15 protein-coding genes and 1 other RNA gene are annotated in these 17,723 nt (G+C 48.0%); all 16 read right to left on the bottom strand.

Going from position 1 to position 17,723, the window contains the following annotated elements:
• Positions 1–445: 445 nt before the first annotated feature.
• Complete coding sequence (locus tag MHI43_RS01505; RefSeq protein WP_036664864.1) at positions 446–829, bottom strand: IS110 family transposase; 384 nt, start codon at positions 827–829, stop codon at positions 446–448.
• Between the two features lie 138 nt (positions 830–967).
• Entirely contained in the window at positions 968–1,573 is a 606-nt protein-coding gene (locus MHI43_RS01500; protein ID WP_036664865.1) for a response regulator transcription factor, read from the bottom strand.
• On the bottom strand, positions 1,574–2,746 hold the full coding sequence (locus MHI43_RS01495; RefSeq protein WP_036664866.1) for a sensor histidine kinase: 1,173 nt from the start codon (positions 2,744–2,746) through the stop codon (positions 1,574–1,576). It abuts the gene before it with no gap.
• A complete protein-coding gene (locus MHI43_RS01490; protein WP_036664867.1) occupies positions 2,747–3,490 on the bottom strand; it encodes an ABC transporter permease in 744 nt (247 codons plus the stop codon). It abuts the gene before it with no gap.
• Between the two features lie 26 nt (positions 3,491–3,516).
• The gene (locus MHI43_RS01485) at positions 3,517–4,422 is read right to left on the bottom strand and encodes an ABC transporter ATP-binding protein (RefSeq protein ID WP_036664869.1); all 906 of its coding nucleotides are present in this window, start codon (positions 4,420–4,422) and stop codon (positions 3,517–3,519) included.
• 478 nt (positions 4,423–4,900) lie between these two features.
• The gene (locus MHI43_RS01480) at positions 4,901–5,659 is read right to left on the bottom strand and encodes a hypothetical protein (protein ID WP_036664870.1); all 759 of its coding nucleotides are present in this window, start codon (positions 5,657–5,659) and stop codon (positions 4,901–4,903) included.
• A gap of 93 nt (positions 5,660–5,752) precedes the next feature.
• The gene (locus MHI43_RS01475; protein WP_200868626.1) at positions 5,753–6,937 is read right to left on the bottom strand and encodes a hypothetical protein; all 1,185 of its coding nucleotides are present in this window, start codon (positions 6,935–6,937) and stop codon (positions 5,753–5,755) included.
• On the bottom strand, positions 6,934–7,776 hold the full coding sequence (locus tag MHI43_RS01470; protein ID WP_036664871.1) for a serine/threonine-protein kinase: 843 nt from the start codon (positions 7,774–7,776) through the stop codon (positions 6,934–6,936). Before MHI43_RS01470 ends, MHI43_RS01475 begins: the two co-directional genes overlap by 4 nt.
• Entirely contained in the window at positions 7,751–8,452 is a 702-nt protein-coding gene (locus MHI43_RS01465; protein WP_036664872.1) for a hypothetical protein, read from the bottom strand. The genes MHI43_RS01470 and MHI43_RS01465 overlap by 26 nt, the downstream gene beginning before the upstream one ends.
• A gap of 264 nt (positions 8,453–8,716) precedes the next feature.
• Positions 8,717–9,081, bottom strand: a transfer-messenger RNA (tmRNA) gene (gene ssrA / locus MHI43_RS01460).
• A 309-nt stretch (positions 9,082–9,390) separates the two neighbouring features.
• A complete protein-coding gene (smpB, locus tag MHI43_RS01455) occupies positions 9,391–9,870 on the bottom strand; it encodes an SsrA-binding protein SmpB (protein ID WP_036664873.1) in 480 nt (159 codons plus the stop codon).
• 152 nt (positions 9,871–10,022) lie between these two features.
• Complete coding sequence (rnr, locus tag MHI43_RS01450; protein WP_036664874.1) at positions 10,023–12,668, bottom strand: ribonuclease R; 2,646 nt, start codon at positions 12,666–12,668, stop codon at positions 10,023–10,025.
• 192 nt (positions 12,669–12,860) lie between these two features.
• Positions 12,861–13,091 carry a preprotein translocase subunit SecG gene (secG, locus tag MHI43_RS01445; protein ID WP_009593367.1) on the bottom strand — a complete coding sequence of 77 codons (231 nt, stop codon included), beginning with the start codon at positions 13,089–13,091 and terminating at the stop codon, positions 12,861–12,863.
• 303 nt (positions 13,092–13,394) lie between these two features.
• A complete protein-coding gene (locus MHI43_RS01440) occupies positions 13,395–13,844 on the bottom strand; it encodes a PaaI family thioesterase (RefSeq protein ID WP_012818496.1) in 450 nt (149 codons plus the stop codon).
• A 101-nt stretch (positions 13,845–13,945) separates the two neighbouring features.
• Positions 13,946–15,622, bottom strand: a complete 1,677-nt coding sequence (locus MHI43_RS01435; RefSeq protein WP_036664875.1) for a long-chain fatty acid--CoA ligase — start codon at positions 15,620–15,622, stop codon at positions 13,946–13,948.
• A 101-nt stretch (positions 15,623–15,723) separates the two neighbouring features.
• Positions 15,724–17,514 carry an acyl-CoA dehydrogenase family protein gene (locus MHI43_RS01430; protein ID WP_036664876.1) on the bottom strand — a complete coding sequence of 597 codons (1,791 nt, stop codon included), beginning with the start codon at positions 17,512–17,514 and terminating at the stop codon, positions 15,724–15,726.
• Positions 17,515–17,723: the final 209 nt, after the last annotated feature.

The raw sequence follows: 17,723 nt of genomic DNA, 5'->3' as shown, positions 1-17,723 counted from the left end.
GTTATTGTAAACGCTTTATTTACAATTTTTATAATTAACAATCAATAAATTACATGAATAATCTTTATATCATATTATTTAACGTTTCGGATTTCTTGTTAGTTATTGTTTTTTTATTTTGTAGTTAATTTATAAAGGGGGGGATTTTGTAAGCTGGAAACTGTACTTATTAAACTTAGTTCCAATAATGGGATGGCAAGATCCTAAACTTAAAAAAGACGAATAAATTATAGAATTATTCCTAATTAGAAAGAAATTTTATTAATCGACTCTGGATAAAATTCATTTCCTCAATTAAAACAAGAACCTATATGAGAAAAACAAAAACCAGCTTATGTTTGTCAAGCACCCGGGCTTGGATAATTTAAAGTTTGCTGGTATAGTTATTTACAGAACAGCAAAGAACCCCTCCGTTGTCGCGGAGAGTTGACGGATAAATGTGGAATTACCTATGGTAAGGCTCACCTTTCTTTAGGATCGCATAGATGTGATGAAGTAGCTTGTTGGCGCAAGCAATCACCGCGGCCTTGTAAGGCTGCCTTCTTTCTTTTTCTTGTCGTAATAGTTTCAACTTGGAGCATTCACTTCGTCTGAGACTGCATTGTACGGATAAAAACAAGGCTCTCCTCAAACGCTTAGAGCCCCTCTTGGTAATTCGGTTGCTGGATGATGTAAATTTCTCTGAACTAAACACCCCCGGATCCAGTCCGGCATAGGCCACCAGCTGCTTCGGGTTCTCAAACTGCTGAATGTCTCCAAGTTCCGCCACGAGCGTAGCTGCCAGCTTCTCCCCAACTCCTGGGTTCGTTCGAAACAAGGAGTCGAGCATTAAATGAGATAACTGGTAACTCACCGTTATCCTACTTAGATCATTCCACCTCATAACAGCAGAGAGCTTAGAAGCTCCCTAGGCTGCATCATCCCTTGAATGGGGTGATCCGCTCACCACCATATCTCGGAGTTCTCCTTAATCCAACCATCCCTTGCTACGTGCGATATCGATTGCCTCAATCCGTGTATTCGCCCCGAGCTTCCCAATCGCCTCTGACATATAGTTCCGTACCGTTCCATAGGATAGAAACAGCTGCGCTCCAATATCTTGAAGAACTAAGCCTTGGGCAGCCAACTTCATGACTTCACGTTCCCTGGGTGATAATGGACATGGATCATCCCATACCGCGAGCGACAATTCTGAATTGATGACACGTTTCCCATCATAGACCCGACGAATCGCATCAGCCAGTTCCTCACTGCCCGTATCTTTAAGAAGATATCCATAAACTCCTGCCTGCATAGCCCGCTGGAAATATCCAGGTCGCGCGAATGTCGTCAAGATGATGACACGACAAGCTGACTTATTTTTTTGAATTAATTCCGCAATATCTAACCCCGTTTTCAGTGGCATCTCAATATCCAGAACAGCTACATCGGGTTCATATTGCTGAATCATGGACATCACTTCTTCCCCATTTTCAGCTTGACCGACTACTTCAATATCATCTTCTAACGAGAGTAACGTTGCCAGTGCTCCCCTTAATAACTTTTGATCTTCTGCCAAAACAATACGAATCATCTAAGCACTACCTACCTTTTCATTTCGTATTACCCTAGGTATATGTAAGGTGACTTCCGTCCCCTTGCCTGGGGACGAAGACAGCGACATACGACCATCGATCATAACCAACCGTTGCCGTAAACCGGCGAGGCCATTACTGCTAGTATAGAATTGTTCCGTATCTGCCCCAATACCGTCATCACGTACAGATACACGAACTTCCCCTTCCTGAATGTCGAGAAGAACGCTGCAACTTGTTGCTCGGCTATGACGAACCACATTTGTAATCGTCTCCCGAAAACACATCGCCAAGATCGTCTCCTGCAAGGGTGTTAACGGAAGCGGATTGTTCACAAAAGCGTCTTCCGTCCCTACATTAGAAGGTCTGGGATCTGAAATCGATTGATATTGAAATAAAAGCGGTATGCCCGCTGCTGAACATAACGATACAGCATGCTTATATTCGTCAGCGAGATATGTAACTTTCATCTCCGTAACCAATTCTCGCATTTGTTTCAAGGCTGCGCGTGCCGTTTCTCGTATTTCACGAGCCTCTTCTATCGCTCTCTCGGGTTGACGATTGACCAATTTCTCAACAACCTCGCCTTTTAGTGCGATTAATGACAGCGTATGTCCCAATGTATCATGTAATTCACGTGCGATCCGCTGGCGCTCCTCCTGCTGTGCCATTCGTTCAGCAGTTTCTGCCCGCAGCCGAGCAGACTTCTGTTGAAATCTGGTCGACGTTCGAATAATATACGGCAGAATACAGATGCCAAACATAGGCACCAGCCCTATCCATACTAGGCTGCCCATCCGATCCAAGTAAGGAACAGCAATAAATCCCATAGCTACAGTGAAAACGATCGTTATAGAGAGTAATATCGGCAGCTTTTGTTTGCTCAGCGGAGCAGCTATCATAAAACCCATAAACGTATACATAGGGTGAAATACAGCTGCTAAAATTAATAGTATACCCACCTGAACGATCAATATTGGCGTGGCCCACTTCGCATAAAAGTAGGATTGTCGAAACGATAGAACGAATATGCCTAACAGAACAAAGCCAAGCCACTGTATACTTGATGACTCATAGAGTAAAAAGTACATGGGTATCATTAAATTTGTTAACAAAATATAAGGAGCGACTCCTTCCGATTTTGGAAAGAGACGCCACTTTTCTCTATTCAATTAGACCGCATCCCGTCGATTATATATATAGATTGATAGTAGCATAAAGAGGAGACCGCATCCTGTCAAAATTATGAAATCGATACTTGCTGGATTTTTTCCAGCGATCATATTCCATGCCCCATTGGCATAACGGTGAGATGGTAGCCATTCCCCGACCGAGCCCATCCAACTTGGCAAAGTACTAAGCGGCATCCAAAGCCCCCCCACAATGGCAAGCCCCATCTGTAATACATTTCCGATGGCAACGGAGGTATTCGCATTTTTAAGCGTTCCTAACAAGGCACCAAGCGCCAGAAAAGATATGCTCCCAATCCATAACCATAATCCGCATAAAATCCATTGCCCGGCTGTCAATTGTATATCATGAACAAGACCAGCAGATAAAAATATAACTACAATGACGATTAAGTGAACAGCCATTTGCGATACGATTTTGCTGCCAATCCAGACTGCAGGAGATAGTGGAGTTAGCTTCAACAAGCGTACCCACCCGTCTTGATGCTCGAACGATAGACGGATGCCGAATTGAGATACGGCTGTACCAATCAAACTGAATGCAGTCATTGACATCAATGAAAAGACACCCCAAGTTGTTGATTGAATCGATTGATCTACCCCATTCATACTCGCAAATAAAAAGTAGAAAGCAAGCGGCATCGCAATGGAGAAGAGTAAGAAAAATGGACTGCGGATAATTCGTATACTTTCTGCTTTGGTCTGGGCAACAAACATATGTAACATGGCTATTTTCCTCCTAAAAATGTTTATTATCGTATAATCGTTGGTTTATGTGAACCTGTAAGACTTCGGAATGTATCTTCTAAACTGGCGGATTGTATATCAATATCTGAAATTCCCCATTCAGACTGCATCAGTGTAAATAACAATACATCGGTCTCTTGAGCATACAGACGAATTCGCTCGCCGTTGCATTCTGCCTTTTCTACACCAGGTAATGTGAGCCATTCCTGCTGGGCTGGCGCGTTCGCCGCTCGAAATGAAACGGTTCTAAGCGCTGTTTGAGCCTTTAAACGTTCTGGAGTCCCTTCCGCAACAACCTGTCCCCTGGCGATGAGTGCGATGTGATCTGCGACAGCATCAGCTTCATCTAAATGATGTGTAGTTAAGAGTACCGTACGTCCGTCATTTGCCAGCGCTTGGATGGTGTCCCAAAAGCGGCCACGAGCCTCGATATCCATTCCGACGGTTGGTTCATCAAGCAGGAGAAGCTCTGGATTTCCCGCCAAGCTTTGGGCGAAAGCTAATCTACGACGTTGTCCTCCAGACAGCGAGGATGCACGTCGTTTCTGATCCGCGTGGAGACCCGAAATGTCTAACAATCGCTCTAGCGACATCGGATTACGATAATAACTGCGGAACAATTGAAGCACTTCTTTCACCGTAAGTCCATCTGCTGCTTTAACATCCTGCAAAAGCGCTCCAACACGCTGCCGCAATTCTTTTGTGCCGGACGGCATCCCCAAGACCCTGACTTCTCCTGATGTTGGCTTGATCATTCCGAGTATCATGGAAATGGTTGTTGTCTTGCCTGCCCCATTCGGTCCGAGCAATGCTGATATTTGACCTTTCTCAAATGATAGATTCATATGATCAACGGCACAGTAGTCACCGAATTTCTTCACTAGATTTATACATTCAATCGCCTTTGTCATTTTGTCCTAACCTCCGCTAATTTCTTCTTTCGTTACTTGATGTCCTCATTATAATGAAAAAGCGCGAGAATCAATTAGTGTGGGTTGTCACAAGCCGGTTATGACAAATGTCAGAAAAAAGAAAGCAAAAAAAGAAGGACCTCTAGGCCCTTCTTCAGCATAACGTGCATTTGACACTCTTTGAGTAAGGTGTCTTGCTTTGCAAACTTATAGCTAAGGATTCTACATTTTTAACCGAACACAGCAAAAATCCACAACCTCATTGTCTTTTTCAGAACACCCCAGGCTGAGATGTGCCAGCGTATCCACTAAAGTTGTGGCCTCATCCCGGTACATGGGCGACGCAGAGCGAGAGCATCGCGTGCAGCTTATTAAGCTGCTACAGAGTAAGAAGTTTGTTGTTTGCCAGTTACTATGGGCTTTGGCGTTGAGGAAGTGGACGCGTCCCTGCCTCCGCTAGCTCGTGATGAAGGAAATATTAAAATATTGTATCAAAATCAAAAACTTCTAAGACTCCATTTTCATCAATGCCGGAGATTGCAGCTTCTAGCTCGTCCCTTTTCAAAAATTCATCAAATTGTATCTCATATGTCCTTGGTTTATTTCCTACATTTCTAATCAAATATTTCGCATTAAATGATTGTGCTACGAACCCCATACTTTGATAAAAGCGATGGTACGAAAAATTAGAAACATCATGTATTCTAATTCTTATTTTAGTAAACCAGGTAAATGACTTGTTTTTATGTAAATTTTCAATTATTTTATTTAACTTTTCATTAACAAATTCACTGTTATTATCGTCCTTTTGACTATCATCTTTATTCTTGTATTTTGAGGGGTTCATATCTGCCTTTAGTTCTTCTAACTGACTAATTATCTCCTTACGAAAAGCTTCATTTTCAGTTATGCTTTTTAGGAACTCATTTTTCAACTCTGCTACTTCATTAATACGATCCTTTATATTATCAGATGAACTTTGGAGTTCCTGTGATAATTCAGCTAACTGATGAACACTATTTTTTTGTCCTGCGATATCAAGTAATGTGATTAAAATAGCTATAACTGCTAATACAATTGAAATTGCAGTGGCAGTGAAGTTTAGCACTGCACCAGCTGTCTTGTCCGTACCAAATAAAACCGCCAGCACATTAATTGTGACTAGTATAAGCAAAGATATTACAAATAAAAACCAGAATTCTCTTACAGGCATCATTTTAGATGGTTTTTGAAACAAGCTTGTAGCTCCCCTTTAGGTAATGCGTATTAGTACTATCGTATCTAGCACTTATCTACCAGCGTGATATAATCCTTATGTAGAATTGTTAATTCAACCTCTTAACATATCAATGTCATGTTGTCTATCCGCCTTAAATGACACCAATGCATTAAGAGTAGGTTCAACTACCTGTTTAAATGACCTGTCTCCAAGCCTAACACCATCACGTTCGAGTTGAGCAAGTTGCTCGCCAACGTGTTCGATTAGTTCTATAACATAGCTAACTCTTTGCGACTCAGGTATATTAAACACCTCCGACCACTGACGATTTATTACCGTTAAATAGTGACGGAAGGCAAGCGGTTCTCTCCAAGGTACAATCGCCGGATTTGCAGCCTCAAGTAATGAACTACTATATTCAGTTACCGGACCAAATCTACCAGAAAGTCCTCGCTGATATGCCAATCCAAGTGTTTGTGAACGAAATTCAGAGAGTGTGTTTCCGTCATAATACCAAGTTGCCCTTTGTCTATCAGTTTGTTCCTGAACATCAAATGTATCCGGATTAAATGAACGTACATTACGAAAGTTACCTGTCGCAAAACCTGTTATTCCTGCAGCACTGTAAGCTAAGCTTTGTTGATTAGCATATCCTAATAAGACTTTTTTATTTGAAAGCCGGATACTCAACAAGCCATCGAGAATGTTATATAAAAACACTTCATCGTTAACTAAAAAGTCGCGTGGTGATTGTACAATAAAGTAAATCCCATCTACAGGGTAACTAACAACCTCATTTAAAAGACGATCAAATGCATTTCTGTCTCTTACAACATCGGGTCCAATTGCAACTGTCGAATAAACTTGCCTTCCTGTATGCATTGAATTAGCCGTATCTGCAAACGCGTATTGAGTATCTAACCAATCTTCAGAAACTACATTGCTGAATCGACCTGGTAGTATTATCTCAGAGACATTCAGTTGCTCTACCTGATATGTAACTACGCCGCTACACAACTCTGTTGCGCCTCTCGTTGCAAATTCAAACGTCTCAAAACTTAGATCATTCCAATAAGGATAATTTAAAATATTCTCTCTTTCTGTCCGTGGTTGATAGAATTGAGGATCGAACAGAACCGCCACATTTCTCTCATGCAATTCATTGGCATGACGTTCAATTTGTTCTCTGGTGCAATTTCTTGGGGACATTATTACCCCTGTACCAAAGTTTTTTTCTACGAACTCTTTATTCATTGAAAGCATTCCATGTCCTTGTTGTAAGTAGAAGCTTGTCATAGCACTACCCCCTTTAGTAATTCGTATACATGGTTCGGACTAGGTGGTCTACGATGAGCCGACTTTCTCATACACCAGCTAATAATTCTCGATAACTCTGAATTGCAATCCCGTAGTAACTCTGGCTCATACTTTAATGTTTTGATTATAGCCTCAGAGGAGGTTCTACACCCCTGAGTAAAAGGATTAAATCCAGATAACATCTCATACATTAATATTCCCCATGCAAATAAATCAGTTCTGACTGAGATACTTCTCTTCTCATTATTAATTTGCTCGGGTGCAGCATAACCCGGTGTCATTGGTCCGAACATGGCAACATCCTGTGTTAGGCTGTTTAGATCAAGATGGCGGGCAATTCCAAAGTCGAGCAAAACAGCACCAACATCACTACTAATAATAATGTTTTCAGGCTTAATGTCGCGGTGCACTAGATTTTTCTTTGAAGTTTCTATTAACGCCAGCAATAAATCCGATCCAATTTTTAACACTTCTTCTTCGCTAATTGGACCAAGATTAATCCGGTTTCTAAGACTAACTCCTTCAATAAATTGTTCTACAATGAAGACAACATCAAAATCTGCAACATTTGCATTACCATATCTATATATTTGCGGAAACCTCGGTGGAGAAAAACTAGATGCTGCGTCGATTTCTCTAATTGTTCTCTCGTTCTGCTGGTTAGATTTAATTATTTTAAAGGCTACAAGCCCTTCAGACTGCGTACGTGCTCTGTATACGTACTTCTGTCCACCTTCACCTAACTTGGCCTCAAAGACAACATCGGGGAAAACTTGGGACAAAGCGATAGAATTAACTGTAAATAAGTTCTCGCTCACGGGCACCTCCAACTAACTTCTCATTAATTTGCCATAGCATAGGCGAATTCTGCAAGCCTGATTGGGCAGGCTTAACTACAGTATTAAACCCTTTCGCTTCATTAAAGAAACTCAATCCAATTCCACGTTTACCGCATTCATGTGTAATCGAAGTGATTTTCTTCCCTTCAACTTCAGGCATTAAAATATATGAATCGTTAGTAAACCAAAGGTGTCTTTCTGCCTGTTCTATGGCATCCATCCAATGAGTCAATTTTGCTTCAAACACCCTAACACGTTTGACAGCTAATATTTCAGACTTTGGTTTGAGCTTTATTAAATGATCCTTAACTTCAACAAGTCCTCGCTTTTGAAGTTCTTGTACGACAGATATTAGTTGCGAAGGCGTTATATTTAGAAATCGCCCAAGACTTTCTTTTCTAACCCAACGACAAGTCGATAAGTATGAAAGAGCAAAAGCCGTTTTTGTGGATAATGGAATTGATAAAGATTCCTGATCACACTCGCGGCGTTCCTTAAGTACGCTGGATTTATATTCAACTATAAGGACATCTGGTCTGCCAAACCCCGTCCTTACTTCTGTCCATACCTCATAATCATATTTGCTTGAACGATTAAGAAAGCCTGTAGACGAGAGGAAGGACTGTACAAACTCCGCCTCTGAATTCCAAGACATGAAATTTCCCTCCAGGTGATCTGTATGTTGCTAGCAGCCAGATCGGTTAGTAAAAGATTCTACATTTATCGCCAAATTCCTTTAATTCCATTTTATTTTTAGCAACCTCTTACATCTATTATTGTACTGTTCTCTAGTCTAAAACCTTCAACATTACTAATTCATCATCACAATCAACAAAACCCGAGCAATCACGAAGTTTTACAGCACAACGCATAAGAAAACGCAAAAAAACGACCTAAGACGGTCGCTTTATGATGGTATGTATGGAGGCGAGGGGAGTCGAACCCCTGTCCGAAGATAACGACAACACAAGCTTCTACGGGTGTAGTGACAGATTTGATGTCACCCTAGGAACTCCCTGTCACCGGATTCCCTTCAGGTCAGCCTGATTGTCTTCTTCAGCTAGCCCCAGGCGGAGACTAGACAGCGTATCCCACTAAAGTTGAGCCCTCATCCCGGTACATGGGCGATACAGAGCGAGAGCACGCTCACAGGTTATTAAGCTGCGAAAGCGTAGTTGTTTTGTTGTTTGCCGTTTAATTGGCTTTAGCGTTGATGAAGTGGACGCGTCCCCACTACCCGCTACTCATGCCCGAACTATCCCCGTCGAATCCAAAAACGCCCCCTTAAGTTGGAGAAATGCCGGTGCTTCGCACCTTGGCGTTCCTGCCAAAAAGGGCTATCGGATTAAATCAAAGAATGTATTCAGTCATAGCAGTCCATCTATTGCGCATTCTTTCCCTCCAAGAAAGGAATACGCAAGCTGTATGCTGATTGTCAAAGATCTTATTGATCTCTCTTACATCACTTAGTATATCACACTTGATATCAAAATGATATATACATTGCAGGTAACACAGCTAAAAGCTGCCATCCCACAACGTTCATTACACATGATGCCGATTTCTTAAACGACATGCCACGGATAACCGTAATTACCTTGCAATCTTCTGCTTCTCGCGCAGTGCACGCTGGATATCGCGTTGTGCATCCTTCTTGGCGGCATCGGCGCGCTTGTCGTACTGACGCTTACCTTTACCGAGGCCCAGCAACAACTTCGCATAGCCGTTACGGATATAAATCTTTAGCGGTACGATCGCGTAGCCTTCCTGCTTGGACAGGCCCAGCAGCTTGCGGATCTGCTCCTTGTGCAGCAGCAGCTTCCGTGTCCGCGTTGGATCAGTTGGATTGTTACGGTTCCCCTGCTCGAACGGGCTGATATGCATGTTATGGATATGAATCTCACCATTCCGAATGGTTGCGAACGCGTCTCCAATATTGGCACGGCCGTTCCGTATGGATTTGATCTCCGTTCCGGTCAGCACCATCCCGGCTTCATACGTATCCTCGATGAAGTAATCATGGGAAGCTTTTTTGTTCTGGGCCAGAACCTTCCCGTCACTTTTCTTACCCATGGTCTCACCCCTTGTCATCAACAATGATAATGGAAAAAGGACTTCCGGCAGACCGCCAATATGCAATCTCACCAGAAGTCCATTGTATCAAACGTCAGCCTCCAAAAGCAAGGTGGGGCAAGCGCATCCAGCGACAGATCAGGAGGAGAATGTTACTTTTTCTTCTTACGGACAAAAGCGGCCGTGCCGTTTCCGCCCTTGCTCTTCCGTTTGCGGCCACCGCCGCCGGAGTTACCTCCAGCATTACCGCCGCCCGGCGTTGGACCTTCGCCTATAAAAATGCCGCTGCCCGACGTCTTCTTGCGTCGGTTCTTCCCGCCAGCGCCACCGGAGCGCGCGTTGCGGTCAAAGCCGAGGGCGCCGCCGCTGGCGGAGCTGTATCCGCCTTTGCCGGAGCCAAAGGCGAAGTTCGACGCCTGCTGCTCGCCAGCGCCAGCTCCAGCGGCAGTGCCCGCTGCTCCAGCGGCCACCTCGCCGCCGCGCTTGCCGCGGCCGCCCTGGCCGCCGGCGCTGTCACTGCGGCGCCCGCCTGGCGCGCCGCCTTCAGCCGCGCCGCGTTTACCGCCGCGGCCCTTGCCCCCGCGGCCTCCGCCGTCGCGGGCACCGAACCCGCGGCCGCCATTGCCGCCGCGGTCGCCTTCGCCGCGCCCTTGGCGGCGCGGCTTCATGTCCACCATCTCAAAATCGATGGTGTGCTCATCCATGTTCACGTTCGCCACGCGAACCTTCACATCGTCGCCGATGCGGTATACCTTCGACGTACGCTCCCCGATGAGAGCCATATGGCCTTCATCGAAATGGTAATAATCGTCGGTCATCGCGCTGAGGCGAATTAAGCCTTCGACCGTGTTCTCCAGCTCGATGAACATGCCGAAGCTGGTGACGCTGCTGATAATGCCTTCGAATTCTTCACCGACCTTATCCAGCATAAACTCGGCCTTCTTGAGTGCTTCCGTATCGCGCTCCGCATCCACGGCTACGCGCTCGCGTTCCGAGGATTGCTGCGCAATGTCGGCCATCCGGCCGGCCAGCTGCTCATGACGGCTCTCATTCAGCGACCCGCCGCTCTCCAGCACTTCCCGGATGACCCGGTGAATGACCAGATCGGGATACCGCCGAATCGGGGACGTGAAGTGAGAATAGTATTCCGCGGCGAGGCCGAAGTGACCCGTGCTCTCCGCATCGTATTTCGCCTGCTTCATCGAACGGAGCATCATCGTGCTGAGGACGGTCTGCTCCTTCGTGCCTTGAATGGCTTCCAGCAGGTTTTGCAGGGCGCGCGGATGGATCGCATTGCCCCGTCCCTTCACGTGATGCCCGAAATTCGCCGCAAACGCCATGAAGTTCTGCAGCTTCTCCTGATCCGGATCCTCGTGGATCCGATAAATGAAGGGAACCTTCATCCAGTGGAAATGCTCCGCCACCGTTTCGTTGGCCGCCAGCATGAATTCCTCAATGATCTGCTCCGCAATGGAACGCTCTCTTTTGACGATATCCACCGGTTTGCCGTTCTCGTCCACGATGACCTTCGACTCCACGAAGTCGAAATCCACCGCGCCCCGGCGCATCCGGCGGTTCCGCAGCTTCAGGGCCAGCTCGCGCATCAAGCGGAAATCCTCCACGAGATCGCCATAGCGCTCGATCAGCTCGGGATCCTCATCCACCAAAATTTTGCGCACATTGTTGTACGTCATCCGTTCTTTCGTGCGGATAACACTGGTGAAGATGTCGTGCTTCACGACCTTCATCTGCTCATTGAATTCCATCTCGCAGGACATCGTCAGACGATCCACCTGCGGATTCAAGCTGCATATGCCGTTAGACAAGCGATGTGGGAGCATCGGAATGACCCGATCCACCAAATACACGCTGCAGCCGCGGTTATACGCTTCCTTATCCAGCTCGGACCGATCGCGCACGTAGTAGCTTACGTCGGCAATATGAACGCCCAGACGGTAATTCCCGTTCGGCAGACGCTCCACGTTGACCGCATCATCCAGGTCCTTGGCATCTTCGCCGTCAATCGTCACGATGTTCAGACCACGCAGATCGCGGCGGCCCTGCTGCATAATCTCTTCTTCCGTGATGGCATCGGGCGCTGCGTCCGCTTCGGCCAGCACTTCCTCCGGAAAGCCCTCCGGCAGCTGATGCTTGCGGATAATGGACAGGATGTCGACACCCGGATCATCCTTGTGACCCAGAATCTCCACTACTTCGCCTTCCGCGGCAGCTCTTCCTTCCGGATAGCTCACCAGCTTCACGACGACCTTCACGCCGTCAACAGCGCCGTTGATCGCATGCTTCGGAATAAAAATATCCCGGTTAATCCGTTTGTCATCCGGCAGCACGAAGCCATAAGCTTCATGGTTCTGGAACACGCCCACCACCTGGGTAACGGCGCGCGTCACGATGCGGACCACTTCGCCTTCCATTTTGCCGCCGTCGCTGCTTTTTGAACTGATCCGAACCAGCACGGTATCTCCATTCATCGCACTCTTCAGGTCATTAGCATGAATGTACACGTCCGGATGCTCGCGGTCATCGGGAATCAGAAAAGCAAAACCCTTCGCATGGGCCTGCAGCCGTCCGCGCAGCAAAGACATCCGTTCCGGCACGCCATAACGCTCGGTGCTCGTCAGAATGATTTTTCCGGATTGCTCAAGTTCATTCAGCAGCTTCAGGAACTCTCTGAATTCATGGGCATCCTCAATCGCAAAATGCTGCTCCAGCTCCTGGTACGTCATCGGTTTGTATGCAGTTTCCCGCATAAAGTTCAGTAATGTTTCTTCAGTTATCATGTTATCACCTCGGGAACCTGCAATTTCATCGTTCCTCTATCCATTCTTTACCTTTATATACTCATACCCTAGTATACACGAATTTAATCCCCGGTATCCTTCCGAACACCGCCCTTACCTATGTAATCCGAAATTCAGGCAATAAAAAACCCCCGCTCTTCCAAGAGTGAAAAAGCGAGGGTAACGCAATTGTTATTTCAACATGGCAACAACGATGGCCAAAATCATAAATCCTGCTGCAAGACCTACCGTTGTACGCTGCAGTACGAGATCCATACCGCGAGCCTTCGTTTTACCAAAAAGATGTTCCGCACCGCCGGAGATGGCACCGGCAAGACCTGCGCTTTTCCCTTTTTGGAGAAGAACGACAGTAATCAACCCGATGGAGAAAATAACGAGCAATACTTCAAAAAATACAACCATGACTTCCACCTCCTACGTATGTAAACATCTAAATTTATGATCTTAAGAGACATTCTAGATTCTACATGAAAAACAGCATTCTTATTGTACCACAGCTTTAGTGGCCTGACAAGAAGTGCGGAGAACAATCCCGACAGAAAATCTGATCGGCTAGCCGGTTGGAAGTCGCCTAACATCGTCGATTGGCGGCATGGACAGACGCTTTATATCCGGCAGCACCATGATTCGCTCTCGCCAAAAAATAAATGGCCTGCCCCCTGCTGAGATGACAGACCATCCGTTTCTTGGCATTAGAAAGCTGCATTATTTCACTCGGAACGACCCTGTGCTGATCGCGACTAACTCGCCCTTATCATTCGTTATCCTGCATTCCGTCGTGACCGAACGGTGCGTCTGATGCACGATGTTTGCCGTAACCGTAAGGACCCCGGCCCTGGCCGGCATGACAAAATGCACGTTCAGATTGCTTGTCACCGTCGATTCGCCGGGACGCTCCAGCATGACGGCAATGCCCATGGCGTTATCCATCAGCGAGGAGAGTACGCCGCCATGCACGATGCCCATCATATTCATATGATGAGGCTGCGCATCCAGCGTGACAACAACCGCCTCCGAGCTGGCTGACGCAAGCTTGCAGCCAAGATATCCCCAGAAGGTGGGCTCTGCCGCTTTGGTCATGTCCTCGATGTACGCCTCCCGGTCGAATGCCGGCTGTTCGGCCTTCGCGTCGGGGTTGACATTGGTATGATTCATCAGGCCGCCTCCTTTTTTCTTCTGACGTTGTTAGATACTGTATCCATTCCTGCGGGATAACATGAATCGTCGGTCGTGCCTGCCGCGGCCGTTCTTTCGCTTCAGCCCGTTCTGCCTTCCTCTTCCTCCTCCAGCAGCTTGCGGCGCAGCACCTTGCCTACCATCGTCTTTGGCAGCGAATCGCGGAACACGTACTCGCGCGGCACCTTATAGGCTGCCAGCTGGCTGCGGCAGAACTTCTCCAGGCCCGAAGGGTCCGGAGACGCGCCATCCTTCAGTACAATATAAGCTCTCACGGTTTCGCCGCGATAATCGTCCTTCGTTCCGACCACGACGGCTTCCTTCACGGACGGATGCTCATACAGCACTTCCTCGATCTCCCGAGGATAAATATTGAAACCGCTTGCAATGATCATGTCTTTCTTGCGGTCGATGATCGTAAAATACCCCTCTTCGTCCATCGTAGCCATGTCGCCCGTGAACAGCCAGCCGTTGCGGAGCGTGTCGAACGTGTCCTCCGGCCGGTTCCAGTACCCCATCATCACCTGCGGTCCCTTCACGATCAGCTCGCCAGGCTCGCCGACCGGCATTTCTTCGCCCGTCTCCGGATCCACGACCTTCGCGTCCGTATCCGGAACGGGGACGCCGATGGTGCCGATCTTCCGCCTCCCCCATATCGGATTCACATGGGTAACCGGGGACGCCTCGGTCAGGCCGTAGCCTTCGATCAGCCGACCTTTGGTCAACTCCTCGAACTTATCCTGCACCTCGACCGGAAGCCCGGCAGAGCCGCTGACGCAGGCATTGATCGAAGACAGATCGTATTCCTTTATCCGCGGGTGATTTATCAGCGCGATATACATGGTCGGGGCGCCCGGAAAGAGTGTCGGCTTCATTTTTTTGATCAGGTTCAGGATCATCGCCACTTCGAATTTCGGTACCAATATCAGCATGCCCGCACGATAGATCGCCTGGTTCAACAGCACGGTCAGACCGAACACGTGAAAGCACGGCAGAACGGCTAAATACCGCTCCTTTCCGTCCTCCACCTGAAAACACCAGTTTGCGGATTGCACGGTGTTGGCGATCAGATTCATATGCGTCAGCATGACGCCTTTGGGAACGCCGGTCGTGCCGCCTGTATACTGTAGCAGGGCCAAATCCTTCTCCGCTTTCACGGATTCGCAGACGGGATCATTCGGCGCGCCAGCAAGCAGCTTTTTGAAAGCATGGACGCGGCTTCCATAGTCGACGACCGGAAGAGGGCCCTCCTTCTTGGCTTTGATCGGGTAGAGAAGATTCTTGGGGAATGGCAGATAATCCGCCACGGACGTGACGATCATATGCTCCAGTTCCGTCTCCTCGATGACTTTTTCAACGCGGGATACGAACATATCCATCGTAATGATGATCTTGGCACCGGAATCCTTCATCTGATGCGCAATTTCCCGCTCCATATAGAGCGGGTTGGTCATGACGGCCACGGCTCCTGCGAGCAGCACGCCATAATAGGAAATAACGACCTGCGGGCAGTTGGGCAGCATGATCGCTACCCGGTCGCCCTTCTTAATCCCTTTGCTGCGGAGCGCGTTCGCCATCCGGTAGGACGCATCCAGCAGACTTCTGTAGTTGATCGCCTTTCCCATGAAATACAGGGCCGGACGATTCGGAAACTTCTGCGCCGACGTTACAAGAAATAGTGCCAAATTCTGTTTCGGATAATCAAAAGCGGGGGCTACTTCGGGCGGATAAAACGGCAGCCAAGGCTTTGTATCCATACAAAACCAACCCTTTCCTAAGGAATGCTCCTTCTTTCCTACTCCAAGAAAAATCTCTCTCTTTTGAGGTTACTTACGCATCGTATTGGCGTTGATGCGTGTTACACCGTGTACCGCTCGTTCTTGACCACGCGGGCTGCGATGCTTCGCTTGAGGGCCACCGTATCAACCGGCGTGCAACGTGTCAGTTTCTTGAGCACCGACAGCTGCATGCGCAGCATATCCCCGGTTTCCACCGAGGCCAGCGTCTCTTTCGCGAGTGCTTCAATGCGCTGGAACGCCTCGTATGCAAACACCTGCGTCATCTCGATCATGCTGGCTGCTTTTTCCTCGGAGGTGCGTTCGATTTGCTTGCGGGTACGCAGCAGCGCACTCTCGAGGGCATAAATATCAATCATCATATCCGCCAGATTGGACAAGGCCTCCTGCTCTTTCTCCAGCTTTGTGCCGAACTTCTGTACCGCCATACCGCCTGCAAGGAGGAAAATCTTCTTGCTCATGTCCAGAAAGTGCGCTTCCTGCTCCAGCGTGCCTTCGAAGGTTTGACCAGGTACCAGCTGCAGCAGCTCACCCTGGAGGCCTTGCGCTTTTAGCAGGAGTGCAATTTCGCCTTTCATGGCCTTCTTCACAAGCGTGCCCGGAATCAGGAGCCGGTTGATCTCGTTCGTGCCTTCGAAGATGCGGTTGATGCGGGAGTCCCGATAGATGCGTTCCACTTTGTACTCTTGGATATATCCATAGCCCCCGTGAATCTGTACCGCTTCGTCTGCCACGTTATCGAGTCCTTCTGAGCAGAACACCTTGTTGATCGAGCATTCGATGGCATAGTCGGAGATCGCGGCTGCCGAATGGATGCCTGCATCTTCGCTGTTGTAATCGATGTCCTGCATCGCTTCGTCCAGCAATCCTGCCGTACGGTACACCATGCTCTCCATCACGAAAGCGGTGATGTTCATGTCGGCCAGCTTTTTGCGCATGAGCGGGAACTGCGAGATCGGCGTATCGAACTGTTTGCGGGTGTTAGCATATTTCGCGCTCAGCTCGATCGATTCCTTCGCTGCACCGACGGTGCCGGCTGCCAATTTGTACCTGCCGATATTCAGGATGTTGAAGGCGATCCGGTGGCCCTTGCCGATCTCGCCAAGCAGGTTCTCCTTCGGTACCTTCACGTCTTCGAAGAAGAGCGGACGCGTCGACGAGCCCTTGATGCCCATCTTCTTCTCCTCCGGCCCGAGCGTGAAGCCTTCCATCTCCTTCTCAACGATGAACGCGGTGAAGTGCTCTCCGTCAATCTTGGCGTAGACGATAAAGATATCCGCAAATCCGGCGTTAGTTATATATAGCTTCGATCCGTTCAAAATATAATACTCCCCGTCGTCGGACAGGCGTGCCGTCGTTTTGGCGCCCAGCGCATCCGAGCCGGAGGTCGGCTCCGTCAAGCAATAAGCCGCGATTTTCGCGCCGGTCGAGAGATCCGGCAGGTACTTCTGCTTCTGCTCGGTGGTGCCGAAGAACACGATCGGCAGTGTTCCGATGCCCACATGAGCCCCGAAGGAAAGCGCAAAGGACGATCCCTTCGCCAAGTTTTCGTTAATAATCGTAGAGCTGACCTTATCCAGTCCGATCCCGCCGAACGGCTCCGGCACATCGGCTCCGAGCAGGCCCAGCTCGCCTGCTTTGCGAAGCAGGTCTACCGTCATCTCGTAATTCAGCTTCTCCAGCTCTTCATCGTGCGGCACGACTTCGCCGTCAATAAAATCGCGCACCGTCTCGCCGATCATGCGATGCTCTTCCGTAAAATCCTCCGGTGTCAGGAGGCGCTGCATGTCGGGATTGTCGATGACAAAGCTGCCGCCTTTGATTTTCGGTTCTTTGGTTTGGTTATCGCTCATGATTGGTTTCCCCTTTCGGAATTGGAATAAGGTGGAGTGCAATGGTGGCCTTGGTGTTGCTAGGTTGCGAACTTGCTGGTTGATCATAGATGGTGTATGTGTTACTCCGGCGCAATATTGGCGCTCCGCGTGCGGATTGTACTTCCGATCGCTGTTGAGTTTGGATTTCCGGGAATGAATTGATCTATAGTAGAAATCCAAACTCAAAG

Origin of the sequence: Paenibacillus sp. FSL H8-0457, assembly GCF_038051935.1 — a bacterium.
GTDB lineage: Bacteria > Bacillota > Bacilli > Paenibacillales > Paenibacillaceae > Paenibacillus_AQ > Paenibacillus_AQ lautus_A.
This window is presented reverse-complemented; position numbering and strand designations above follow the sequence as displayed.